This is a genomic window from Streptomyces sp. NPDC051561, assembly GCF_044454195.1.
In the GTDB taxonomy this organism is placed as follows: Bacteria; Actinomycetota; Actinomycetes; order Streptomycetales; family Streptomycetaceae; genus Streptomyces.
The window spans coordinates 192,694-215,607 of sequence record NZ_JBITDM010000004.1; the positions used below are offsets into that span (position 1 = coordinate 192,694).

The window sequence follows — 22,914 nt, forward strand, 5'->3', positions numbered from 1 at the left end:
AGCGCACGCCGTTTGCCTATTGCGCACACCGTGCGCTGTGCGTACAGTGTTCGCAACGAGAGCACGTCGTACGCCTCGCCCCCAACAGGGCGCAGCACAAAGGAGGTTGGTCATGGAAAAGCTCAAGTCCCCGGCGATCAAAGCAAGTTCACCCGTGGTGCGCGACCCGCGCCGCTGGATCATCCTGATGGTGCTGTGCCTGGCCACCCTGGTGCTGGTCATCGACAACATGGCGCTGACCGTCGCGGTCCCGGCCCTCACCGAGGACCTGGGGGCGAGCCCGCAGGACATCCAGTGGGTGCTGGAGTCCTACATCCTGGTGTTCGCAGGCCTGTTGCTCACTTCGGGCAGCCTCTCCGACCGGTTCGGCCGGCGCCGGGTGATGATGATCGGGCTCGCGCTCTTCGGACTCGCCTCCCTGGCAGGGGCGTTCGCGTCCGACCCGGGTCAACTCATTGCCGCACGCACGGTGATGGGGATCGGCGGGGCGCTGATCATGCCCAGCACCCTCTCCATCCTGATGACCGTCTTCGCCGCCGATGAGCTGCGCAAGGCGATGGCGGTGTGGGGTTCGGTCTCGATGCTCGGTCTGATCGGCGGTCCGGTCCTCGGCGGCGCGCTGGTCACGCACTTCGACTGGAGCTCGGTCTTCCTGATCAACGTCCCCGTGGCGCTCCTCGCCATCGTCGCCGCGCTCGTCCTGATGCCGGAGTCCAAGGGCACCTGGAAGAAGGCCGACCCGATCGGCGCGGTCCTCTCGGTCGTCGGCATGGTGGCCCTGGTCTGGACGATCAACGAGCTCCCCAAGGGCGGCCTCTCGCACACCTCCACCCTCGTCTCGCTCGCCGTCGCGGTCCTCGGCCTCACCGCCTTCATCGTCTGGGAGCTGAGGACCGAGTCCCCGATGGTCCCGCTGCGCCTCTTCAAGGACCGCAACTTCTCCGGTGGCAGCCTCTCCCTCACCCTGGTGCAGGTGGGCAACGGCGGTCTGCTCCTCGTGGTCACCCAGTACGTCCAGTTCGTACTCGGCTACTCGCCGACCGAGGCCGGCTCCTCCTTCATCCCGATGGCCGTCGCCGCCCTCGTCTTCAACGGAATCGGCGCCACCCTCGGCCAGCGGATCGGCAACCGGGCGATGGCCGCGATCGGCCTGGTCGCCCTGGCCGGCGCCTTCGTCCTCCTCTCCTCCCTCGACCCCGGTGACGGATTCGTCCTGCTGGCCGCGGGCATGGCGGCCGTCGGTGCCGGTGCCGGTCTGGCGATGCCCGCGGCGATCACCGCACTGATGGGTGCGATCCCGGCCGAGCACGCCGGTGTCGGCTCCGCCCTCAACGACACCATTCAGCAGGCCGGTGCGGCCCTGGGCGTCGCCGCCCTCGGCTCGATCCTGGCCACCGGGTACGCGGCCTCCATGCCGGAATCCGCTCCCGAGGCGGCCCGCCACTCGATCAGCGAGGCCCTGGCCCTCGCGGCACGGACCGGCGACAGCACCCTCGCCCAGTCGGCCCGCGAGGCCTTCACCTCCGGGATGGGCACCACGTTCCTGATCAGCGCGGCCGGTGTGATCGCGGCAGCGGTGGTCGCCTTCCTGATGATGCGGGACCCGAAGAAGACGGCGGAGGCTCCGGTGGCCGAGGAAGCCGCCGAGGAACGGGACCTGGCGGGCGCGGCGCACTGACCGCCGTACCGCCGCCGCAGGACGTACGTCCGTACACGCTCTCGTACGCGTACAAGCAGGACCGCACCACCCGCTCGACCCGCCTCCGGGTCCCGGACCGCACCACGGTCCGGGGCCCGGAGGCCTTCCGGCGTCCGCAGGAGGCTGGAGCTTCCGCCACGTCACTCCAGCGATTCCAGTGCCCGCACGACAAGAGCTCGGGCCGCAGCACCGCGCACCGCGTTCAGCGACAGCCGTTCAAAGGCCCTGGCGTACAGCTGGACCTGGCTGGGCTGGGTCAGCGTGGACGCGGCGTCCAGGGTGTCGGCGTGCACTCGGTGATCGTCGAAGAGGGTGAAGGTCGGCATGGGCCAAACGGTCCGCCGCGCGGCGAGCGGAATGACGCCGACGGCGACGTTGGGCAGGTCCATCGCTCCGAGGAGGTGACCGAGCTGCCCGGCCATGGTCTCGGGGCCTGATACCCGGTACCTCAGGACCGACTCCTCCAGCACGAGCGAGAACCGGTGGGCGCCCGTGTGCAGCACCGCGTTGCGCTTCATGCGCGCTGCCACCGCGTCCGTGACGTCGTCCGGTAGGTCCCTGAATTCCGCGATCGTCGAGAGCAGATCGGTGGCATAGCCGGGAGTCTGGAGGAATCCGGGGATCACGTCGGAGACGTAGACCCGGAAGGTTCCGGTCCGCCGGTACAGGTGCTCGGCAGACTCCTGCAAGCGGCGCTGGCCGCTTCGCTGAAGCCTTCTGAACTGGACGTGGGCCTCTGCCGATTGCCGGTTCGCGGCAATCAGGTCGGGGACCTGGGCGATGGCTTCGCATGCCTGGCACCACCGTCTGATGTCCGCGTCGGACGGCGGCGTCCTGGCATTCTCGATCCGGGACGACTTCGACTCGGACCAGCCGCACCTGGCCGCCAGCTCCCGGCCGCTGATCCCCGCATCCCGTCGGATCTCGCGGAGCCGGCCCGCCAGGGATTCGCGGGCCTGCTGGACACTCGATGAGGGGTGCGGGGGCAAAGAGCGGTCCTTCGTCGGACTCGTCAGACGGTGTACAGGTGGTGCGGTGTCGCGCGTTCCCAGACGGCTTCGAAGGCGGCGGCGCACAGCTTCACGGTCTCCGCGTCCGTCGTTATCTCATCCTCCACGACCACTCCGTCACCTGAGAAGTGGTGCACGCGCAGCAACTCGCCGTCGAACAGCCAGAAGTCGTTGCCTGGTAGCGGGATTCCGGTGGCCAGTCGTCGCGGCAGCCAGCGAACCTGTTCGCCCGCCGTGACGTTGGCGTGGGTGACGTAGTGCTCCCACCGGATGTACTCCGATACGGGCTCGGAGACGATACGGGCACGGCGGACGGTGACACCGCGTGCGACGGTGTCCGCGATCAATTGGTCGTACGGGTGCCACCACGAGGAGCGGTCCGCCCAGTCGATCCGTTCCCCGCGACGCCATGCCTCGTACCGGTCCGTGGCGGCGTAGGAATCGCGCAGTTCCAGGTGCAGGGCGGACCGTCGGCACCGGCCGAGCAGTTCAGCGAAGCCGGGCGCGTTCGACGGCATCGCATGCCTCCCTGATCAGCGGGATCATCCGGGCCGGGAGCCTGACGATGGCTTCACCGTCGGGCACCGGAACGGTGGCGGGGCTGAGTTCCTCACACTGTCCCTGAGTGCCGGCGTCGGGCTTCCAGCCCTGCAACAGGATCTCCTGAGCCTCCGCGTCCGCCCACACCGTGGGGCAGTGCTCCCGGTCGGTCTCGGGGTCGATGCCGACGAATTCCACGGCCATGGCTGACTCCTCGGTTGAAGGGCTTGCGCATGCTTGCACAAGCGTCAGTGGACTGTGCATTGGGTGTCAATATCCGGACCACGGTAATGAATTGGGGTGCAAGTTCATGCAACTTCGTGGCCTGTTCGAGGGCCGCACTCCTAGCTTGACGAGCACCACGACTTCAAGGCCAGGGGCCCTCATGACCGATCCGCCCACATTCCCCGGTGCTCCCATCGACCTCCCGCTCAGGTTCCACGACGAACCGCCTCCGGTGGCGGGGTGCGGTGTGTGCGCGGCCCTGGGGCGGGAGCGGCTCGCGGCGAGGGCCGAGGGGGACGGTTCGCGGGTATCGGACCTGAACGTCGAAATCCGCAATCACCCGCATGCGGGGAGCGAGGGGTCACGCCCATGAGTCATGTCGGACCGCAACACGTCGATACGTACGAGACGCGCGCTCCGGATGCCACCGGGTGGCGGGGTGTGCCGTTCCGTCACGCTGACGAGATCGCGCTGCTGGATGGTGGCAAGCACGACGGAGGCCCGATGCCGCCCGAGGCTCCGCGTGACCCGCAGCCGCCGCCCCAGCAGCCGCAGCAGCCGCAGCAAGGTGGGGGCGGCAAGTAGGCACCGGCCCCGTGGCCCCGTCCGTACGCCGTTGGGCGTGGGGGCGGGGCTTCGGGCTGTGCGGGGCTCAGGCCACGGGGGGTATGCGTCCGGTGCGGATGTGGTTCAGGAGGGTGCGGAGGGCAGTGCGGGTGGTGGTGAGGATGACGTCGGGGTCGTCGCTCTCGCGGAGGTGGAGGGTGGGGCTGGTGGGGGATGCGGCCACGTTCACGCAGCTGTTGCCCTCGGGGCAGTACGAGGACTGCTGCCAGGCCAGAGATATGAGGGTCACTTCGCCTCGTGCTCCTTTGCGATGCGGGCGATGAAGTCGGACGAGTCCTCGGGACTCAGCGCGGCGGATTCCATGACGGCGAGGATTTGCCGGTAGCGGGTCAGCTGGGCCTCTTCGTGGAGGAGCAAAGTGCCGTGCGACTGGTCGAGTTGGGCCGTGTCGAGCTGGCGGACGGGCCCGGTGAAGTAGCTGATGGTCTGGCCCGAGCCGGGCAGGACTTCGGCGGCGAACGGGATGACCCGGAGGGTGATGTGCTCTTTGCGGGCCAGTTCGACGAGGTGTCGGAGTTGGGCCGCCATCGTCTCCCGGCCGCCGAAGCGCATGCGCAGGGCAGCCTCGTGCAGGATGCCTCGGAAGGGGACGGGGTGCTCGCGGTACAGCACCTGTTGCCGCTTGATGCGGTACGAGACCCGGTGCTCCAGCTCCGGCGGGGTGGGTGGCGGGATCGCGCCCCGGATGAGTGCGCGTGCGTAGTCCACGGTCTGGAGCAGGCCCAGGACGTGCACCGTACTGGCCATGTGGAGCGTGGTGGCGTGGTGTTCGGCCTCGGCCAGGTCGAGTTGGCCCACGGGCAACTCGTTCCGGTACTTCTCCCACCAGCCGGGATTCCGCTTGCCCGTCATGCTCACGAGCGCGGCGATGAGCGCTTCGTCGGTGCAGCCGTAGTTCGCGGTGAGGGCGCGGATGCGCTGCTCGCTCAGGCCGAAGCGGCCGGTCTCGATGTTGCTGGCCAGGGCCTGGCCTCCGCCCAGCAGTTCGCCTGCCTGGCGTGCTGTCAGCCCTGCCCGCTCCCTCAACTTGCGTAGCTCGACTCCGAGTCGGAGTTGCCGGGCGGTCGGGGCGGACCTTGGCGGCACGTGCTGCCTCCTCGCTCGAACATAGATGGCAACCGTGACCGGATCGAGTGGCCTGTCGGATGCATCTCGCTGTTTCGTCGTAACCATCCTACGGAGCGGTCTACGGTGGAACACGAAGCCGTCACCGCAGAAGAGCACCGTGTACACACGGCATCGCCACTGCAACGGCGGCCAGTTCGTGATCCGTCAGCCCTCCACAGGAGACGTTCATGGCAACCGTATCCCCGCCCGAACCCTGGGCGTACGCACTTCAACTCCCCCACGCCCCCTGCGCCCCGCGCATTGCCCGAGCCACCCTCCGTGCTGTGCTCTGGTCGCACGGCATGGGGCAACTCATCTACGCCGCTGAGCTGTTGGTGTCGGAGATGGTGACCAATGCCTACCGGCACGCGGAAGGGCCCGCCGCCCTGCGGCTCCGGGAGGTCGGGGCCGACCGGCTGCGGGTCAGCGTGTGGGACACCAACCCGTACATCCCGGCCCCCTTCGACCGGCCGTCGGGGCCGATGCGCGCGCTGCCGAGTGCGTCCGTTCCGTACGAGGACGAGAGCGGGCGGGGGCTGTGCATCGTGCGCAGTCTCGCCGACACCTGGGGGAGCTTTCCGCTCGGGGACGACCTCTTCGGACGGGGCGGAAAGCTGTTGTGGGTGGAGGTGGGGAAGGGGCCCGCCCTGGTCATGGCCGCGTGAGCGCCCCGTAGCCCCGGAGACGGCCGGTCGGCTGGACTTCACCCCTCGTTCATCCGGCGGGCCCCTCGCACGCCCCGTGCGCCCCCTAGTGTCACGGCCGAAAGCAATCCGGTCAGGCGTTCGCCCTGGCCGCACTCCGGAGGGGACCCGACCCGTGCGCAACCTGCTGCCGCTGCTCAACCCGTCGTCGCACGGGGGCGCCCGCTCCGCGCTGACGTGCCGTTACCGCTGCGGTGACGCCTGCTTCCAGGAAGTCCCGAACACCAGCGACAACGAGTACGTCGGCGACGTCATCGCCGGCGCCCTGTCCCGCCGCTCGATGATGCGCGCCGCCGCCGTCGTCACGGTCGCGACCGCCGCCGGTACGACGCTGATGACGGCCGGGGCCCCGGACGCGGTCGCCGCCCCCGTACCCACTCCCGAGGCCAAGAAGCACGGCCACGGTCACGGCAACAAGGGCAAGGCCGCCCGCGGCCTCCGCTTCACCCCCGTCGCCCCCAACACCGACGACAAGGTCACCGTCCCCGACGGCTACACCCAGAACGTCGTGATCCGCTGGGGCGACCCGATCCTGCGCGGCGCCCCCGCCTTCGACCCGGAGAACCAGACCGCGAAGGCCCAGGCCGGCCAGTTCGGCTACAACAACGACTTCCTCTCGCTGCTCCCGCTCCGCGGTGAGCGCGGCCGTCAGGTGCTGGTCGCCAACCACGAGTACACCGACGAGAACCTGATGTTCCGCGGGTACGACGCCAAGAACCCGACCCGCGAGCAGGTCGAGATCGGCAAGGCGGCACACGGCCTCGGCGTGGTCGTGGTCGAGGAGACCCGGCGCGGCAACGGCCTTCTCGCCGTCCCCCGCCACCACCTCAACCGCCGTATCACCGCCGACACCCCGATGCGCCTGACCGGCCCGGCGGCCGGCAGCAAGTTCCTCCGTACCTCCGCCGACCCGACCGGCCGCAAGGTCCTCGGCACCTTCGCCAACTGCGCCGGCGGCACCACCCCGTGGGGCACCACCCTGCACGGCGAGGAGAACTTCAACGGGTACTTCGCCAACGCCGACCACTCCACCAGCGCCACCGACAAGCGCTATGGCATCGGCACCGCCCCCACCGAGCGCAAGTGGGAACGCTTCGACAAGCGCTTCGACGTCAAGCAGGAGCCCAACGAGCCCCACCGCCACGGCTGGGTCGTCGAGCTGGACCCGTACGACCCGGACTCAACTCCCCGCAAGCGCACGGCACTCGGCCGCTTCAAGCACGAGGCCGCCCAGCCCCGCCTGACCGACGACGGCCGCCCGGTCGTCTACATGGGCGACGACGAGCGCTTCGACTACCTCTACAAGTTCGTCTCCTCCAAGCGGATGAAGCGCGGCAGCTCCCGCGCCGCCCGCGAGCACAACCTCACCCTCCTCGACGAGGGCACGCTCTACGTCGCCAAGCTCACCGGCGACTCGCCGACCACCGAGATCGACGGCACCGGCAAGCTCCCGGGCGACGGCGAGTTCGACGGCAGCGGCATCTGGATCCCGCTCGCCACCGGCACCCGGTCGCACGTCCCCGGCATGACCGCCGAGGAGGTGTACGTCTTCACCCGCCTCGCCGGTGACAAGGTCGGCGCCACCAAGATGGACCGCCCCGAGGACGTCGAGCCGTCCCCGCGCACCGGTCGCGTCTACGTCGCCCTCACCAACAACACCGACCGCGGCAAGCCCGGCAAGCCCGGCGCCGACGAGGCCAACCCCCGCAACCTCAACAAGCACGGCCAGATCCTCGAACTCGCCGAGCACCGCAACGACCCGTCGCAGACCCGCTTCGCCTGGGGCCTCTTCCTCGTCGCCGGCGACCCCAAGGATCCCGCCACCTACTTCGCGGGCTTCCCCAAGGACCGGGTCTCCCCCATCTCCTGCCCCGACAACGTCGCCTTCGACCCGCACGGCAACCTGTGGATCTCCACCGACGGCAACCAGCTCGGCACCCACGACGGACTCTTCGGCGTCGCCGTCTCCGGCGACCGCCGCGGCGAGCTGAAGCAGTTCCTCACCGTCCCCAAGGGCGCCGAGACCTGCGGCCCGCTGATCCAGGACAACCGCGTCCTGGTCGCGGTCCAGCACCCCGGCGAGCTCGACGGCGCCACCGTCGAGAAGCCCGGCTCCAGCTGGCCCGACGGCCCCGGCAAGATGGTCCGGCCCGCCGTCGTCTCGGTCTGGCGCAAGGACGGCGACGACATCGGCGTGTAGCCCCCACCCGGCGTCCCGACAGCATCACCCCACCCGTCCCCGCGGGCCGGAGCCCCTCCGGCCCGCGGGGACGGGTCTGCTGTGTGCGGCTTCACCGCCGCCCTCAGGTCGGGCAGTTCCCCGCCACCGGCCTGTTTCCCTTCACCAGGGTGTTGAGCAGGGCGCTCTGGACGCACTCGTTGCCCTGTGAGGTGATTCCGTGCAGGTCGCCGCCCACCCTGAGCAGGGGCGCCTTCATCCGGGCGGCCACCTTTTCCGCGCCCGCCAGGGGGGTGCGCGGGTCCTTCTCGGTGTTGACCAGCAGCGGCCGCGGTCCGGCCGAAGCCTTGAGTGCGCCGAGCGGTGAGCCCGTCCCCGGCCACTGCGCGCAGGCCGCGAAGTCCGCGCCCGTCGTCGGTCCCGCGGGTTCGTTGCCCGCTGCCTTCGCCGCGACGGCGACCTCCTGGAGGAGGGTCTCGGTGTTCCTGGGCCAGGCGTAATCGGTGCACTTGTTGCCCAGGTCGAAGGCGAGGTTGGCGGGGGCCGGCTTCAGCACCTCCGCCAGGTCCTTCGGCAGCGGCAGGGCGGCGATCTTCTTGAGGGCGACGGTGGAGTTCGGCCCGCCCGCGTCGGCGTCGTCGACCGCGCGGGCGAACTCGGGCCACCGCGCGGGGTCATAGGCCACCGCGTTGACCGATTTCACCAGGTCGGGGTGGAGGGTGAAGGCCTTCTCCACAGCCTTGGCCGGGTCGTCGGCGAGGGCGCACTCGGCCGGTCCCGCACCCTTGCACCAGGGCAGGAACCCGGAGAGCGCGCCACGGATCTGCTCGGCCCGGCGCCGTGCCCCGGTCTTGTCCCGGGTGGAGTCCGCGTCCTGAAGGTTCATGGAACCGCTGATCGCCTCCGCCGCGCCCGTACGGGCCGGGTCCACCACCCCGTCCAGTACGGCCGCCCGCACCCGGTCCGGATGGGTGGCCAGGTACTCCTGGCCGAGCAGCGTCCCGTACGAGAGGAACAGCAGGTTCAGCTTGTCCTCGCCGAGCGCCTTGCGGATCGCCTCCAGGTCCTTGGCGACGGCCTTGGTGCCGAGGTGGGCGGTCAGCGCCCCGTACTTCTCGGTGCAGGCGGCGGCGTACTTCGTCGTCCCAGCCGTGACGGCGGGGACGTCCACGGCCGCCGGGTCGAGAACCTCGGCCTCCCTGACCCGCTCCACCGCCGCGCCTGGCTCCCCGCAGTCGACGACCGGGGTGGAGGCGTGCGAGCCGCGCCGGTCGAAGCCGACGATGTCGAACAGGGCGCGGAACTGCGGCGGAAGCAGGTTCGCCTGGGTGTAGCGGCCCTGGAGGCCGGGCCCGCCCGGGTCCGTCACCAGCACCCCGAGCCGCCGCTTGCGGTCGGTCGCCGGAAGCCGGGACACCGCGAGCCCGGTCGTCCCCGCGTCGGGCCGGGTGAAGTCGACGGGCACCTTGAGGGTGGCGCACTCGCGGGTCGGCTGCCCGGTCAGCGGGCAGTCCTCCCAGTCGGCCTGGGGCGCCTCCACGGGGGGCGGCGAGGAACGCGCGCTCGGCTTCGTCGACTCCTTCTTTCCCCCGTTGCCCTCCCCTCCGTCGTTGCCGCCCCCGCCTCCGCACGCGGTGAGGGCGAGTGTGGCGGCCAGGCCCAGCGCGAGGGAGGAGAGGGCGTGCCGGGACGGTCTCGCGGTACGGGGCCGCACCCGGCGCGCCATCGCCGTCCGTGCCTCCGCCTCCGTCGCCGTCTCTGCCGATGCCTTCGCTGCCACTGCCGGGCCCCTCTGTTGGTGCAGGTGTTACCGGCCAGTGTCGACGGGCGGCGGGGTGCGGCGCATCCGCAGGGGCCCGGACGGGCCTTCGGGGGTGCGTGCTACGGGGGGCGGTGTTCAGCCGCCGTGCAGCTTCAGGTCGGCCAGGACCGCCCGGTGGTCCGTCCCGGCCAGGTCCAGGAAGCGGACGGCGCTCACCGAGAAGTGCTTGCTGACCAGTACGTGGTCGATCTGGGTGCCCAGCACCGGTGTGGTGCTGGTGGGCCAGGTAGGGGTACGGGCAGAACCGGCGAGCGCCGCGCTGTCCCGCAGCCCGGACCCCGCGTCGAGGATCCGGCGGAACGCGGCGTGGTCCTGGGAGGCGTTGAAGTCCCCGGCGATGAGGGTGGGCCCGCTGCCGGCCCCGGCGTACTCCTCGATGGCCCTCAGCTCGGACCGCCACCGTCCGAGTATCCGTGGCACGGGCGGCAGTGGGTGCGCGAGCTGCACCCTGATCTCCTGCCCCTGTACGACGGCGGTGGCGCCCGGCATGGCGAGGGTGGAGGGGATTCTGGCGGCGGCGCGCAGCGGGTGCGTACTGAGGATCGCCGAACCCTCCGGGCCGTGGGCCTCGATGACTTCGCGGTACGGGTACGAGGCGGTGGGCAGCTCCTTGGCGAGGGCGCGGGCGCATCCGTAGTCGCACTCCGGGACGAAGACCAGGTCCGGTTTTTCGCGGCGGACGGCGGTGATCAGAGCGGGGGTGGCTTGTCCGAACTCGACGTTGGCGGTCAGCACGCGGAGCGTGGTGAGGGCGGGGGTGGAGGGGGTGGTGTCCGTGCCGTACGGGCGGAGGTACCAGGCGTTCGCCGCTGTGAGGGTGAGGGCCAGGGCGATGAGGAGGGGGTTGCGGGCGAGGGTGGCCAGGAGGAGGGCGCAGAGGGATGGGGCCAGCAACCAGGGCAGGAATGCGAGGAGTTGGGGGAGGGGGGTGACTCCGTCGATGCCGAGTGCGCGGCAGGCGATCACGATGCTGGCGCCGGTGAGGAGGAGTGCCGATGCCCAGGTGGCTGTCTGGCGCCGCCTGCTTGGGGGCGTTGCCGCGCGGGGCTCGTCGACGTCCTCCCGCACGTCCCTGGGGTCGCTCGCTTCGCGGGTGTGTGGCGCGTCCAAGGGAGTCCCCTCACCATGGTGCCGGCATGGAAGCCTGCATCTTCTCCCGGAACGGGGGTGGGGTGGGGGCGGGTGGGGTGCGACGCCGTCGGGGGTGAGGGAGCGGGGGTGGTCAGGGGAGGTCCTCGTTGCCGCGGACGACCGTGACCGGGATGGGGGAGTGCTGGACGACGTGGAGGGAGACGGAGCCCAGGACTGCGGCCTTGAGGCCGGTGTAGCCGCGGGCGCCGACCACCAGGAGGTCGGCGCCTTCTGCGCGGGCGAGGAGGGCTTCGGCCGGGCGGCCCTGGACGGTCTGCTGGGTGACCGTGGAGGCCACGCCCGGGCCGAGGGCGCGGGTGACCGTTTCGGTGAGGGTCTGGGCTGCCAGGTGTTCGGGGTTGAAGGTGGCGGCCTCCGCCGTCAGGCCGCTCCAGGCGGGGAACTCCCAGCCGGTCACCGCGACCAGTTCCGCGCCGGTCAGTTCGGCCTGCCGCGCCGCCCAGCGCAATGCCCGTACGGAGGGGTCCGAGCCGTCCACGCCCACGACGATCCTGCCTGCCATCTGCCAGCCTCTCTGCCGCACGGAACATTGATGGAGATGTGTGGCCGCTGCTACTGCTGAGCCAGCCCCGTCTTGATCGCGCCGGTGAACCGGACCACGCGGTGTGCCTGTACCCGGGCCGCGGTCTTCGCGATCTCATCGACCGGGTTGGCACCCTGGGCGTCCACGTGGGAGGTGCCGTACGGGTTGCCGTCCTCGAACTTGGAGGGCTGGGTGTAGCCGGGCGGGACGATGATGCCGCCGAAGTGGTACGCGCAGTTGTAGAGCGCGAGCAGGGTGGATTCCTGGCCGCCGTGCAGGGTCGCGGACGAGGTGAAGCCGCTGTAGACCTTGTCGGCGAGTTTGCCCTGTGCCCAGAGGCCGCCGAGCGTGTCGATGAACTGCTTGAGCTGCGAGGTGACGTTGCCGTAGCGGGTGGGGGTGCCGAAGATGACCGCGTCCGCCCACTCCATGTCGGCGGGCTCGGCCTCCGGGATGTCGGCGGTGGCGGCGGCGTTGGCGGCCCAGGCCGGGTTCGAGTCGATGGCTGCCTGGGGCGCGAGTTCGTGGGCCTTGCGCAGGCGGACGTTGGCTCCGGCCTCTTCGGAGGCGGCGGCGATCTCGGCGGCGAGGGTGGCGATGGTGCCGGTGGAGGAGTAGTAGATGACGGCTACGTTGACGCTGCCATTGCCATTGCCATTGCCATCGCCGTTGCCGCTGCTGTTGCCGTCTGCGCTGGTCGGGGTCGTCATGGAGCACCTTCCGGGGTGAGCCAGGGTGAGCCGGGGAGTGGGGGATGCCGGCGGTCGGGCATTTCCGGCATTCCGCCTCAACCTAACGCCGCGGGCCCGGACGCGCCCGGCGGGACGGGCCCGCTCCCTGGCGCGGGCCCGGTCCTCTCCCCTGCACCGCCCCTCACCGGTACGGCCGCGTTCCGGTCGCGGGGGCCGGTCGGGTCGCCTTGGGTGGGGGGATGCGGCGTGTTCTCTGTGTGCTTCTGCTTGCGCTGGCGGCGCTTCTGGTGCCGGTGGCGGCAGTTTCCGTGTGGGCTGATCGCGAGATCGATGACACCGACGCGTATGTGGCGCAGATGGCGCCGCTGGCGGAGAACACCGAGGTGCGGCAGGCCGTTGCCACCCGGCTGACGACCGAGATCATGAAGCAGATCGATCTGGGTCCTCTGCAGGACGGGGCGGGGAAGCTGCTGGCTGACGCGGCCCAGTCCTTCACCGGTACGGACGCCTACCGACAGGCGTGGAACACGGTCAACCGCGTGACGCACGACGCCTTCCGCGACGCGCTCGCCGCGCCGGTCGGCAGCGGGGACGCGGTCACCCTCGACCTGGCCCCGGTGACCGAGGAGCTGAAGGCGCAGCTCCAGGCGGACAACGTGCCGCTGGCGGGACGTATCCCGGTGGTGCACACCGACATCACGCTGGCCCGGACCGACCAGCTCGATACCTGGCGCGGGGTGTACAAGTGGCTTTCACCGCTGGCGGGCTGGCTGCCGTGGGTGGTCCTCGCTCTGGTGGTCGCGGCCGTGCTGGTGGCGGGGTGGGGGCAGGGCGCGGGGCGGTGGCTGTTCGGGCTCGCGGGGGGTGGGGTGGCGGTGGTGGTGGGTGCGTCGCTGCTGGCGTTGGTGCTCGCCGTCGCGCACAATCTGGCGTTGTCCTCGCTGCCGGCGGACGTCAGCAGGGCGGCGGCCGAGGCGGTGTACTCGACCTTGACGGGGCCGTTGCGGACGGCGGCCTGGGTGCTGGGCGGGGCGGGGCTGGTGGTGGCGGTCGGGGCGGGGGCGGCCCGGTTGCTGGTACGTCGGCGGGAGACGCGCACCCTTTCGGACCACCCGCCTCGCGGGGCGGGGCGGGGCGACGCAGGGTGGTCGGCATGAAGATCACCCGCGCCGCCGGCGCCGTCGTTCTCGCGTCCCTCCTCTCCTTCTCCGTTTCCGCGTGCGGGGATGGGGACAAGGCATCGAATGCCGTTTCCAGTGCTACTGCGAAGGCGGGCGAGGCGGCCGCAAGCGCTACCGCGAAGGCGGGCGAGGCCGCGGCCAGTGCCACCGCGAAGGCCGGTGAGGCGGCCGGCAAGGCCAAGGAGGCGTACGCGTCTGCCTCCGCGTCCGCGTCCGCGAAGATGGCCGAGGTCAAGGACGGGGCCGCCGCCAAGGACGAGGTCAAGGTCGGGGACGTCAAGGCGGACGGGGACCGGATGACGGCGGAGGTTACGGCCTCCAACAAGGAGTCCAAGAAGCAGAGTTACGTCGTCCAGGTCAACTTCCGGGATGCCGGGGGCAATCTGCTCGACACGGCGGTCGTCACGGTCAAGGACGTCGAGGCGGGCAAGGACGGCATGGCCACCGTCAAGAGCAACAGGAGCCTCGACGGCGACGTCAAGGCGGAAGTCGCCAAGGCCCTCCGCCACTGACCCACCGGCGTCACCCAACGAGGGGGCGCAGGCCCCCACCCCACGGAAGGCGGGCCTGCGCCCCCTCGCCATGCCCCGCCCTCGACCCCCGGCAGCCCCCCGACTTGCCGCCCGGGCTCAGAGGGTGTGACCTGGTGGGGTGGGGGATCCACCACCGGGGGCGACCTTGAGGAGTGGCTCGATGGGCGCACATGCAGCGGCACCGGCGGGAGGAATACGCGGCCGGAGCGGCCAGGGTGGCCGGGCCGGCCAAGGTGGTCGGAGTGGTCAGGCAGTGGGTGCGGCGACCGCGACCCGGGCCTCCTGGGCCATTCCGCTCCTCCTCGGCCTGACCTACGGCATATACACCGCCTTCATGGCCCGCGGCACCTCCCCCCTCACCGCCCGGAACGTCTGGCTCGGCGTCCTCTGCGGCGTCATCCTCACCGTCGTGGCGTACCTCGTGGGCAAGCTCGGAAAGGGCCTCCCCGCCGGACCCCACGCGGCCGCGTTCGCCGCGCCCTTCGGCATCGCGATGGGGTTCCTCTACAGCCTCGGTGGCGGCAGCATCCTCACTGCGGTGCTGCTGGCGATGACCCTCGCCGCGAGCATGTTCGTCGCCTCGTACTACGTGTTCTACTCGCACAGCGACTGACACCACACCCGGCCGCCCCTCGGACCGAAAATGCCGCGATGCACTCAACTCCCTTCAGATACGGTCGAGTTGAGTGCAAGTTGAGTGCGATGACTGCGCGCACCCGCCGCCTCGGAGTAGAACACCAGTCTGTACGGACCGGCATCACACCACGGGGAGTTGACCCATCGGCATGACCATTCAAACCCTCCCGGACCTCGCCATCGAGACCACCGGCCTGGTGAAGGTCTTCGGCGACAACCGGGCCGTCGACGGAATCGATCTCTCCGTTCCCACCGGCACCGTCTACGGCGTGCTGGGTCCCAACGGCGCCGGCAAGACCACCGCGGTGAAAATGCTCGCCACCCTGCTGCGCCCCGACGGCGGCTCCGCCCGTGTCTTCGGCAAGGACGTGGTGAAGGACGCGGACGCGGTACGTTCCCGGGTCAGCCTCACCGGGCAGTACGCGTCCGTCGACGAGGACCTCACCGGCACCGAGAACCTCATCCTGCTGGCCCGCCTCCTCGGCCACTCCAAGCCGGACTCCCGCTCCCGCGCCGCCCAGTTGCTGGAGGCCTTCGGCCTCACCGAGGCCGCCGCCAAGCAGGTCAAGAACTACTCCGGCGGCATGCGGCGCCGTATCGACATCGCCGCCTCCATCCTCAACACCCCCGACCTCCTCTTCCTCGACGAGCCCACCACCGGCCTCGACCCGCGCAGCCGCAACCAGGTCTGGGACATCGTCCGGGCGGTCGTCGCCCAGGGCACCACCGTCCTGCTCACCACCCAGTACCTCGACGAGGCCGACCAGTTGGCCTCCCGCATCGCGGTGATCGACCACGGCAGGGTCATCGCCGAGGGAACGAAGGGCGAGCTCAAGGCCTCCGTCGGCACCGGCTCCGTACATCTGCGCCTGCGCGACCCGGACGACCGCCCGCGCGCCGAGAACATCCTCGCCGCCGAGATGAACGCGAACGTCCAACTCGACCCGGACCCCGTCGCACTGACCGCCACCGTCGACGGCCACGGCACCGAACAGGGCGCCGCCGAGCAGGCCGCCCGTGCCCTCGCCGCCCTCGCCCGCGCCGACATCACCGTCGACAGTTTCGCCCTCGGCCAGCCCAGCCTCGACGAGGTCTTCATGGCCCTCACCGACAAGAGCCCGGCCGACAGAGCCGACAAGGCCGACAAGAGCGAGACGGCAGAAAGGACGAGCGGGCAGACGCGGTCCGCCGAGGACGAGGGGATCACGGCATGAGTACCGCCACCACCAAACAGGACCAGGCCGAGACCCACCTCGAAGCACCCAAGGTCGACGAGCTCGCCGCCCTCCTCGTCGCCAAGGACCGGCCCCGTCGCCCCAGCGCCCTCTCCGCCTCGCTCACCTTCGGCTGGCGCGCCATGCTGAAGATCAAGCATGTGCCGGAGCAGCTGTTCGACGTGACGGCGTTCCCGATCATGATGGTGCTGATGTACGCCTACCTCTTCGGCGGCGCACTCGCCGGATCGGTGTCCCAGTACATCCAGTTCCTGCTGCCGGGGGTGCTGGTGATGTCCATCGTGATGATCACCATGTACACGGGCGTGGCCATCAACACCGACATCTCCAAGGGTGTCTTCGACCGCTTCCGGACGCTGCCGATGTGGCGTCCGGCGCCCATGGTCGGCTATCTGCTCGGCGACATCGTGCGGTATCTGATCGCCTCGGTGGTCATCCTCACGGTGGGCGTGATCATCGGGTACCGGCCGCAGGGAGGAGGCTTGGGGATCCTGGGCGGGGTGGCGCTGCTGATGGTCTTCTCGTTCTCCTTCTCCTGGATCTGGACCATGTTCGGGCTGATGCTGCGCTCGGAGAAGTCGGTCATGGGCGTCAGCATGATGGTGATCTTCCCGCTGACCTTCCTGAGCAATGTGTTCGTCGACCCGAGGACGATGCCGGGCTGGCTCCAGGCGTTCGTGAACAACAGCCCGGTCAGCCATGTGGCCACGGCGGTGCGGGAACTGATGGCAGGAAACTGGCCCGGCGCGGACATCGCCTGGTCCCTGGGCTGGGCCGCCCTCTTCCTGGTCGTCTTCGGCACGCTGACCATGCGTCTCTACAACCGCAAGTGAGCCGTCAAGATCGTCACGGTTACGGGTCTGTCCCAGGCCCGGGGTCGCTGTAACAGGAATGTATTAGGGGGAGGTTGGGCGGAACGGTTCTGCGTGGCGGACGAGTCCTGGTGATCAGAAAGTACGCACCGCCAGTACGAGTACGCGTACGAGCATCCGTACCGCCAACCGATCCGAGGACTCCCCATGCGCGCAACCAAGCTCACCCTCGCCACCCTGGCCGTCGTCGCGGGCCTGTCGCTCACGGCCTGCCAGAACGACGGTGACGCCGTGGGCAAGGGCGACCCCTCGTCCCCGGCCTCCGCGTCCACCTCGGGCGGTTCGGGCCCGGACAGCAAGGCGCCGAGCTCGGCGGGTTCCGAGGGCACCGGCTCCACCGGCGGCAAGTCCGACGAGCCGCAGGGCACCGTCGCCGGTACCGGCACCAACGAGAACGGCAAGATCGGCGCCTGCCGCACCGACGAGCTGGACATCTCGGCCGTGGACGCGACGGTCGGCGGAGACGCGGAGGGCACCGTGGCCGTGGAGTTCAAGAACGGCGCCGGTCGCGACTGTTCCCTCGCCGGTTACGCGGGCGTGGACCTGAAGACCAACGCGGGTGACCTGTCCGCCAAGCGCACCGGCGAGAAGGCGGAGTCGGTGCTCCTCAAGGACGGCAAGTCGACCTTCTTCGGCATCACCTACCCGGTCAACAACTCCGGCGGCTCCGGCGTCAAGATTACCGGCCTCGTGGTGACCCCTCCCGGCGAGACCAAGTCGATCACCCTGGACTGGCCGGGCAAGGGCTCGCTGCCCGTCACCGACGGCTCCGGATCCCCGGTGAAGGTCGGCCCGATGGGCAGCGCGGGCCAGGGCGGCGCGCAGTAACACCCTCAGCAACACCCACGCAGTGACACCCACCAGGAGCGGTCCCGGCAGCACGGACAGACCTCAAAGGCCGGCGGTGCCGCACCACTTGGTGCCACTACCGCGCGACCACGACGACGCACTCGACGTCTCCGTCCGCTTCACGGCCCCGTACGTGAGTGGGGCCCTGCCCGGCGGAGACTCCACCGGGCAGGGCCCCACTCCGTCCCACCTCACGCACACCGATCCGTCAGCGGCCGGTCTGCCCGTCCGCCAGCTCCCGCAGCGCGTCCAGGTGACCGTTGTGCCGGGAGATCTCCTCCACCAGGTGCATCAGGATCCAGCGCATCGTCGGGTGCTCGCCGTTGCGGAACGGCTTCGCCGACCGTGCGTCGAGGTCCGTCTCCGCCACCAGCTTCCGGTACTGCTCGCTCTGGGTCTCGTACTCGGCCACCAGCTGCGCCATCGGCGTCCGGGCGCCCAGCCGCATCTCGCGGTCCGGGTCCTCGTCCGTCCACGGCCACTCGATGTCGTCGCCGTGGCCGAGGAAGATCTCCTCGAACCAGGACTTCTCCACCCACCGCAGATGGCTGATCAGCCCGCCCATGGTCGTCAGCGGCGAGGACGGCAGCAGGGCCGCGCCCACGTGCTCGGGCGCCAGATCGGCGCACTTGGCGATCGCGCTGCCGCGTGCGTAGTCGAGGAAGGTGGTCAGCGTGGATCGCTCGTCCCAGGCGGGAGGCATATCGGTGTGTCGGGGCATCGGGGGGATGATCGCCGTCCCCGGCTCCGAATGTCGAGCGATTTACGTTCCCCGAAGGAGTGACCACGCGCCGAACTTGCCACGCGCACTCGCCAGGAGGTGCACTCTGCCGGGATGTCCACACGCATCGACGTACGCATCCCGGACCACAACGACCGGGTGCCGACCCCGCCGCCGATCCCCCCGGCCTGCCCCAACTGCCGTCAGGGCGTGCTCTGGAAGGACACCCGCGCCGACCAGAAGGACTCCGGCAAGAACCACTGGCGCTGGTGGTGCGGCAACTGCCAGAAACGCTTCCGGCCCACCGAGGAACACCTCCGCCGCTTCGCGTAAGCCGTGATCCCTACGGCTCCCCGGCCAACGCCTGGTCGCCCTCCGTCCCGGGCACCAGCCCGGCCTCCACCACTTCCCGCGCCACTTCCGTGAGCCGTCGCCCGTTGCTGCGCGCATAGCGGCGCAGCACGTTGAACGCCTCGTCGACCGTCACTCCCAGTCTGGCCGCCAGCACGCCCTTGGCCTGCTCGATGACAATCCGGCTGTCGAGGGCGGTACGGAGCTGGATGGCGGTGAGCCGGTGGGCGGACAGGGTCTGTTCGTGTACGAGGCCGATCACGGCGGCGTCGGCGAGCGCCTGTCCCAGTCGCACATCGCTCTCCGGCAGCGGTGTCTTCTCGGTCCGCAGCAGGAGCAGGCATCCCAGCCGCTCCTCGCGCAGCCGCAGCGGCAGCGCGCACGCCCAGGTGTACCCGGCCTGGCGGGCGTGCGGCGTGAAGGCGGGCCACCTGCCGTTCGCGCTCGCGAGGTCCACCCGTGCCAGACAGGCGCCGTCGACCGTGTCGGTCGCCAGGGCCATGTCGATCACCTTGCCGACCGCGCCCGGCCCGGTGTGACAGTCCACGCACGGTCCCTCGTCCGCCGCGGCCTCCAGCAGTTCGGAGAGCGCCTCGCCGGGGTCGCACGGCGCGACCACCCGCAACGGCTCCCCGGCCGGGGCCAGCAGCACGGCCGCCACTGATACATCCAGCAACTGGGAGCAGCGCACCGTCAGTTGCTGAAAGAAGTCAACTAAATCGAAATCGTCCACGAGTGTGTCGGCCAGCTCGACGAAGGTTTCGGCCAGGGCCATTTCGCGGTCCCGTGTCATGATCGGCCTCGTCCCTTCCGGTTTGTTCCGCCAGTCTTCGTGGTCTCCAGGACATCCAAGAGAACTCTGTCTTCCTTTCGCCCCTCGATCTCATGCATCGCGGGGCCCCGTGCGTCGGTCGTCGGGCAACCGCAGTCGTCCGGCGACTATGTCGCGGGAAAGGGCGACGAGAGGCCGATTGCGTGCGAAGGCATAGGCGCGCAATCGGTCAAGAGCGGTCGCCAGGTCCACGTCCAGCTGGACGCTCAGCATTCCGGTTGCCTGGTGGACCACCGCCCGGTGCAGGACGCGCGGTGGCTCACCGCGGTTCCCGGTGCCCAGTGTTCCCGAACGTACGGCGGACAGCAGCCAGTGGGTGAGGGCTTCGCAGACCGCCAGCGATGCATTCAGCCCCTCCTCGGAGAGCGGGTGCGGCTCACGCCGGTACCCGGTCAGCGAACCGACCCGGATGGCTCCGCTCCGTAGCGGAAAGGCGAACACCGTGCGTACGCCGAGTTCGATGGCACCGGGCACGACCGCCGGCCGGCGGCTGTCGTCGACGCGTGCGACACCGGCGAGCATGTGCAGTGACCCGTCCCGTGCGGCTTCGATGCTCGGACCCTGGTCCAGAGTAGACTGCAAATCCTCCATCGCCGCACCCAAGTCGGCGCTGTGCCACAGGAGTTCGGGTGACGGTACTCGACTCGAAATGGCGACCCCGTCCACCAGCACCAGGCGGGCACAGTCACCCGCCCAGCTGTCGGAGGGCCCGGCTCCACCGGGAGCCGGTGTTTCGACCAGCACGGTCAGTTCTTGCGGCTTGTACGCGGACATGCCTCGTCACCTCGAACGCCGCACAGCCCGGCGGGCCGTTCACCTCGTGATGCCGCACTGTTCCGAACGGCGTTCCCGGTTCTCCCCCAGCATGTCCCGGGCGCGCGACGGGCTCAAGCGGCTCGGGCCGTTGGCCTCGGCGGGCCCGCTCGGCCCTGCCGTCGGCCGCGTATTGCTGCACCGGAGTGACGCTGCCGCGCGCCCCGGGCTCCGGTGCGGGGCCGGTCGGGTGGGCGGTTGTCACAGTCGGTCAATGCGACTAATCGAGATCACGCGAGGGTGCGCAGTGTCGATGGCGGTCTGCCTCGCGGTCGGGGCAGTGGGTACGGACGCGCAGGCGGACCCGGCACCGGAGGCAACAGAGGTGGCGCGGCTGTACCGGGAGGCCGGAGCCGCGGTGAAGGCGCACGAGGCGGCCCGCAAGGCGGTCGGCAGAGCCCGGGACGAGGTGGCCCGCCTCCAGGCGGCCGAGGCGGCCGAACAGGCGAGGCTCGCCCGACTCCGTGACGCCATGGGCGAGTTGGCCCGCAGTCAGTACCGGACGGGCGGTGGCAGCGTCGCGTACACGGTGCGCTTCCTGACGTCCCCGTCCCCCGAGCAGTTGATGCGGCGGGTCTCGCTGGCCGGTCGGGGCAGCCACGCGACGTCCTCCCTGATGGTGCGCGTACAGGAGTCCCGGGCGCGGCTCGCCCGCGACCGGGCGGCGTCCGCGAAGGTGCTGACCGGGCTGAAGGCGGAACTGGTCCGGCAGTCCGGCGCCCGCCGCCTCATCGAGCAGAAGCTGAAGGAGGCGCAGGAACGTTTGCGCCTCGCCGAGGAAGCACGACGGCTCGCGGCCGTGGCGCGATCGGCCAGGGACTCGGGCCGCGGGTGGAGTGCGTCGGCGGGTGCCCCCGGCCCGTCCTGCGCCATGGGCGCGCAGGAGCTGGGCGGCCCGTCGCACGCCAACCGGGCGGCCGCCCCCCGCTGGGTCAAGCCGGTCGACCCCGCCCCGATGTCCGCCGGCTTCGCCGAGTCCGGCAGCCGCTGGAAGCACCGGCACACCGGCCAGGACTTCGCGGTCCCCGACGGTGAGCCGGTACGGGCCGTGGGCGCCGGGGTCGTCGAGTTCACCGGCTGCGGCGACGGCTTCGGCAACCAGATCGTCCTCCGCCACCCCAACGGCTACTTCACCCAGTACGCCCACCTCTCCGCCTTCGGCGTCGGTCGTGGCCGCCCCGTGGTCGCGGGCGACATCATCGGACTGTCCGGCAGCACGGGCAACGTCTCCGGCCCGCATCTGCATTTCGAGGTCCGCATCACCCCCCAACTCGGCTCGGGGATCAACCCGTTGCCGTGGCTGCGGGAGCGCGGCGTACGGCTCTGAGGAAGGGGGCGGGGCTGGGGGCTTCGGAGGCGGTGTCGGAGGGGGAGTGGGCTGGTGGGGAGGGGTGGCCGGCGGGCGTGCTTTCATACGCCGATGACGCCCGCCACCCCGCCTGCCCGCCCCGGCCCGCCTGCTCCTGCCGATGCTCTCGAAGTGCGCCTTCGCCATCCCGCCGATCTTCCGGTGCTGGCGCGGGTGCTGGGTGAGGTGCACGAGGAGGACGGCTATCCCCGGGACTGGCCCGCCTCCCCGGAGGAGTGGGTCGGGCTTCCGGCGCCGCTCGGGGCCTGGGTGGTCGTGTGGGGCGGGGAACCGGTCGGCCATGTGGCGTTGACGGCTCCGGGGCAGGGGGATGTGGCCCCGGGGCTGGTGGCGGGGCCGGTCGCGGTGGTGGCGCGGCTGTTCGTGTCGCCCCGGGTGCGGGGGCTGGGCGCCGGAAGGGTGCTGCTGGCGGAAGTCTGTTCGCTGGCAGGGGAGTTGGGAGTGCGCCCGGTGCTCGACGTGGTGTCCGCCGATACCGGGGCGGTCGACTTCTACTCCCGTACCGGCTGGGAGGCCGTCGGGTCGGGGGAGCAGGAGTGGGGCGGCGGCGAACTCGTACCGGTGCACTGCTTCGCGGCGCCGCTGCCCCACTGATCCTCCCAACTCCCGTACCCAACAACCCACTTCGTCCCGCACCGCTCCTCTACTGTGAGACGCGTGGCTGAAGCGAACGAAGTGCTGATCGGGGGCCGTTACCGGCTGGCCGGGTGCGGCGGGCATGCCCGTACAGCCGGGCCGTTCACCCGCGCCCACGGCGCCTCCCCTCCCGCAGCTTGCGCGGACGGGGTTGAGTCCGGGTTTGGCGCGGGGGTGGCGGCTGTTGGGGGCGTTGGCCCTGGTGGTCGGGGCGGGATTCCTGCCGTGGAACTTTGCGCACGGCGTCACCCTCATCAGCATCCTGACCGCGCTCGTGCTCGCCACCGTGAACGCGTTGCCCCGCCCTCGCCTGCACCCGGCCTGGGTCTGGGGGTGCGCCGTACTGCTCAATCTGGTGCTGCTGTTCGTGTTCCAGGGGTTCGGCCTGCTGAGCAGCCTCGCCGGACTGCCGCACTACCAACTGTTCAACGCCCTGGTGCTTGGCACCGGAGCCTGGCTGCTGTGGTGGCGCATCCCGGTCGCCGGCACCCGGGCGCGGTAGTCCGCTCCCTGAACAGGGAAGCGGGGGGGGGGGGGGGGGGGGGGGGGCCCCCCCGCCCCGGCCAGCCAACAAACACAAAGAAAAAAAAAAGGAGAAGCGACAGC

At 70.6% G+C, this 22,914-nt stretch carries 26 protein-coding genes; 14 read left to right on the forward strand and 12 right to left on the reverse strand.

The window, feature by feature from the left end; genetic code table 11:
* Window positions 1–112 precede the first annotated feature (112 nt).
* Entirely contained in the window at window positions 113–1,678 is a 1,566-nt protein-coding gene (locus ACIA73_RS11760) for an MFS transporter (protein ID WP_399438248.1), read from the forward strand.
* Between the two features lie 161 nt (window positions 1,679–1,839).
* On the opposite strand, the gene ACIA73_RS11765 is transcribed toward ACIA73_RS11760, so the two are convergent.
* The 3 genes from ACIA73_RS11765 to ACIA73_RS11775 are packed head-to-tail and all read right to left on the reverse strand — an operon-like array spanning window position 1,840 to window position 3,453.
* Window positions 1,840–2,688, reverse strand: a complete 849-nt coding sequence (locus ACIA73_RS11765) for a helix-turn-helix domain-containing protein (RefSeq protein ID WP_399438249.1) — start codon at window positions 2,686–2,688, stop codon at window positions 1,840–1,842.
* A 23-nt stretch (window positions 2,689–2,711) separates the two neighbouring features.
* The gene (locus tag ACIA73_RS11770) at window positions 2,712–3,227 is read right to left on the reverse strand and encodes a DUF6879 family protein (RefSeq protein WP_399438250.1); all 516 of its coding nucleotides are present in this window, start codon (window positions 3,225–3,227) and stop codon (window positions 2,712–2,714) included.
* The gene (locus ACIA73_RS11775) at window positions 3,199–3,453 is read right to left on the reverse strand and encodes a hypothetical protein (RefSeq protein ID WP_399438252.1); all 255 of its coding nucleotides are present in this window, start codon (window positions 3,451–3,453) and stop codon (window positions 3,199–3,201) included. The genes ACIA73_RS11770 and ACIA73_RS11775 overlap by 29 nt, the downstream gene beginning before the upstream one ends.
* Before the next feature lie 390 nt (window positions 3,454–3,843).
* Here ACIA73_RS11775 and ACIA73_RS11780 point away from each other — a divergent pair, with 390 nt between their 5' ends.
* The gene (locus ACIA73_RS11780) at window positions 3,844–4,059 is read left to right on the forward strand and encodes a hypothetical protein (protein WP_399438253.1); all 216 of its coding nucleotides are present in this window, start codon (window positions 3,844–3,846) and stop codon (window positions 4,057–4,059) included.
* A gap of 67 nt (window positions 4,060–4,126) precedes the next feature.
* On the opposite strand, the gene ACIA73_RS11785 is transcribed toward ACIA73_RS11780, so the two are convergent.
* Both ACIA73_RS11785 and ACIA73_RS11790 read right to left on the reverse strand, forming a co-directional pair.
* Window positions 4,127–4,330: a DUF397 domain-containing protein gene (locus ACIA73_RS11785; protein WP_399438254.1), complete on the reverse strand. Its 204-nt coding sequence runs from the start codon at window positions 4,328–4,330 to the stop codon at window positions 4,127–4,129.
* Window positions 4,327–5,187: a helix-turn-helix domain-containing protein gene (locus ACIA73_RS11790; RefSeq protein WP_399438255.1), complete on the reverse strand. Its 861-nt coding sequence runs from the start codon at window positions 5,185–5,187 to the stop codon at window positions 4,327–4,329. Before ACIA73_RS11790 ends, ACIA73_RS11785 begins: the two co-directional genes overlap by 4 nt.
* Before the next feature lie 209 nt (window positions 5,188–5,396).
* Here ACIA73_RS11790 and ACIA73_RS11795 point away from each other — a divergent pair, with 209 nt between their 5' ends.
* Together ACIA73_RS11795 and ACIA73_RS11800 are read left to right on the forward strand one after the other, a co-directional pair.
* Entirely contained in the window at window positions 5,397–5,873 is a 477-nt protein-coding gene (locus ACIA73_RS11795; protein WP_399438256.1) for an ATP-binding protein, read from the forward strand.
* A 154-nt stretch (window positions 5,874–6,027) separates the two neighbouring features.
* The gene (locus ACIA73_RS11800; protein WP_399438257.1) at window positions 6,028–8,112 is read left to right on the forward strand and encodes a PhoX family protein; all 2,085 of its coding nucleotides are present in this window, start codon (window positions 6,028–6,030) and stop codon (window positions 8,110–8,112) included.
* 103 nt (window positions 8,113–8,215) lie between these two features.
* Here ACIA73_RS11800 and ACIA73_RS11805 read toward each other — a convergent pair whose 3' ends face one another.
* The 4 genes from ACIA73_RS11805 to wrbA all read right to left on the reverse strand — a co-directional run bounded on the left by ACIA73_RS11805 (window position 8,216) and on the right by wrbA (window position 12,298).
* Window positions 8,216–9,871, reverse strand: coding sequence for an alpha/beta fold hydrolase (locus tag ACIA73_RS11805; RefSeq protein WP_399438258.1), 1,656 nt, complete (start codon window positions 9,869–9,871; stop codon window positions 8,216–8,218).
* 117 nt (window positions 9,872–9,988) lie between these two features.
* Window positions 9,989–11,023: an endonuclease/exonuclease/phosphatase family protein gene (locus tag ACIA73_RS11810; RefSeq protein ID WP_399438259.1), complete on the reverse strand. Its 1,035-nt coding sequence runs from the start codon at window positions 11,021–11,023 to the stop codon at window positions 9,989–9,991.
* Between the two features lie 112 nt (window positions 11,024–11,135).
* On the reverse strand, window positions 11,136–11,567 hold the full coding sequence (locus tag ACIA73_RS11815; RefSeq protein WP_399438260.1) for a universal stress protein: 432 nt from the start codon (window positions 11,565–11,567) through the stop codon (window positions 11,136–11,138).
* Between the two features lie 50 nt (window positions 11,568–11,617).
* Window positions 11,618–12,298, reverse strand: a complete 681-nt coding sequence (gene wrbA, locus ACIA73_RS11820) for an NAD(P)H:quinone oxidoreductase (protein WP_399438261.1) — start codon at window positions 12,296–12,298, stop codon at window positions 11,618–11,620.
* A 239-nt stretch (window positions 12,299–12,537) separates the two neighbouring features.
* On the opposite strand from wrbA, the gene ACIA73_RS11825 reads away from it, so the two are divergent.
* From ACIA73_RS11825 to ACIA73_RS11850, 6 genes are all read left to right on the forward strand, one after another.
* Window positions 12,538–13,437, forward strand: coding sequence for a hypothetical protein (locus ACIA73_RS11825; RefSeq protein ID WP_399438262.1), 900 nt, complete (start codon window positions 12,538–12,540; stop codon window positions 13,435–13,437).
* Window positions 13,434–13,973, forward strand: coding sequence for a hypothetical protein (locus tag ACIA73_RS11830; RefSeq protein WP_399438264.1), 540 nt, complete (start codon window positions 13,434–13,436; stop codon window positions 13,971–13,973). Before ACIA73_RS11825 ends, ACIA73_RS11830 begins: the two co-directional genes overlap by 4 nt.
* Before the next feature lie 274 nt (window positions 13,974–14,247).
* Window positions 14,248–14,607, forward strand: coding sequence for a hypothetical protein (locus ACIA73_RS11835; protein WP_399438265.1), 360 nt, complete (start codon window positions 14,248–14,250; stop codon window positions 14,605–14,607).
* A gap of 172 nt (window positions 14,608–14,779) precedes the next feature.
* Window positions 14,780–15,844: an ATP-binding cassette domain-containing protein gene (locus ACIA73_RS11840; RefSeq protein ID WP_399438266.1), complete on the forward strand. Its 1,065-nt coding sequence runs from the start codon at window positions 14,780–14,782 to the stop codon at window positions 15,842–15,844.
* Window positions 15,841–16,698, forward strand: coding sequence for an ABC transporter permease (locus ACIA73_RS11845; RefSeq protein ID WP_399438267.1), 858 nt, complete (start codon window positions 15,841–15,843; stop codon window positions 16,696–16,698). The genes ACIA73_RS11840 and ACIA73_RS11845 overlap by 4 nt, the downstream gene beginning before the upstream one ends.
* 186 nt (window positions 16,699–16,884) lie before the next feature.
* Complete coding sequence (locus ACIA73_RS11850; protein ID WP_399438268.1) at window positions 16,885–17,565, forward strand: DUF4232 domain-containing protein; 681 nt, start codon at window positions 16,885–16,887, stop codon at window positions 17,563–17,565.
* Window positions 17,566–17,794: 229 nt separating this feature from the next.
* Here ACIA73_RS11850 and ACIA73_RS11855 read toward each other — a convergent pair whose 3' ends face one another.
* Window positions 17,795–18,307 (reverse strand): DinB family protein, encoded by a 513-nt coding sequence (locus tag ACIA73_RS11855; protein WP_399438269.1) that lies wholly within the window; start codon window positions 18,305–18,307, stop codon window positions 17,795–17,797.
* A gap of 114 nt (window positions 18,308–18,421) precedes the next feature.
* Here ACIA73_RS11855 and ACIA73_RS11860 point away from each other — a divergent pair, with 114 nt between their 5' ends.
* On the forward strand, window positions 18,422–18,640 hold the full coding sequence (locus tag ACIA73_RS11860; RefSeq protein ID WP_399438270.1) for a hypothetical protein: 219 nt from the start codon (window positions 18,422–18,424) through the stop codon (window positions 18,638–18,640).
* A 10-nt stretch (window positions 18,641–18,650) separates the two neighbouring features.
* Here ACIA73_RS11860 and ACIA73_RS11865 read toward each other — a convergent pair whose 3' ends face one another.
* Together ACIA73_RS11865 and ACIA73_RS11870 are read right to left on the reverse strand one after the other, a co-directional pair.
* Window positions 18,651–19,451 carry an ANTAR domain-containing protein gene (locus ACIA73_RS11865; protein ID WP_399438271.1) on the reverse strand — a complete coding sequence of 267 codons (801 nt, stop codon included), beginning with the start codon at window positions 19,449–19,451 and terminating at the stop codon, window positions 18,651–18,653.
* 90 nt (window positions 19,452–19,541) lie between these two features.
* Window positions 19,542–20,264 carry an ANTAR domain-containing protein gene (locus tag ACIA73_RS11870; protein WP_399438272.1) on the reverse strand — a complete coding sequence of 241 codons (723 nt, stop codon included), beginning with the start codon at window positions 20,262–20,264 and terminating at the stop codon, window positions 19,542–19,544.
* Window positions 20,265–20,517: 253 nt separating this feature from the next.
* On the opposite strand from ACIA73_RS11870, the gene ACIA73_RS11875 reads away from it, so the two are divergent.
* From ACIA73_RS11875 to ACIA73_RS11885, 3 genes are all read left to right on the forward strand, one after another.
* On the forward strand, window positions 20,518–21,630 hold the full coding sequence (locus tag ACIA73_RS11875) for a M23 family metallopeptidase (protein WP_399438274.1): 1,113 nt from the start codon (window positions 20,518–20,520) through the stop codon (window positions 21,628–21,630).
* Between the two features lie 93 nt (window positions 21,631–21,723).
* Window positions 21,724–22,266 carry a GNAT family N-acetyltransferase gene (locus ACIA73_RS11880; RefSeq protein ID WP_399438275.1) on the forward strand — a complete coding sequence of 181 codons (543 nt, stop codon included), beginning with the start codon at window positions 21,724–21,726 and terminating at the stop codon, window positions 22,264–22,266.
* A gap of 226 nt (window positions 22,267–22,492) precedes the next feature.
* Window positions 22,493–22,810, forward strand: a complete 318-nt coding sequence (locus ACIA73_RS11885) for a hypothetical protein (RefSeq protein WP_399438276.1) — start codon at window positions 22,493–22,495, stop codon at window positions 22,808–22,810.
* Window positions 22,811–22,914 lie beyond the last annotated feature (104 nt).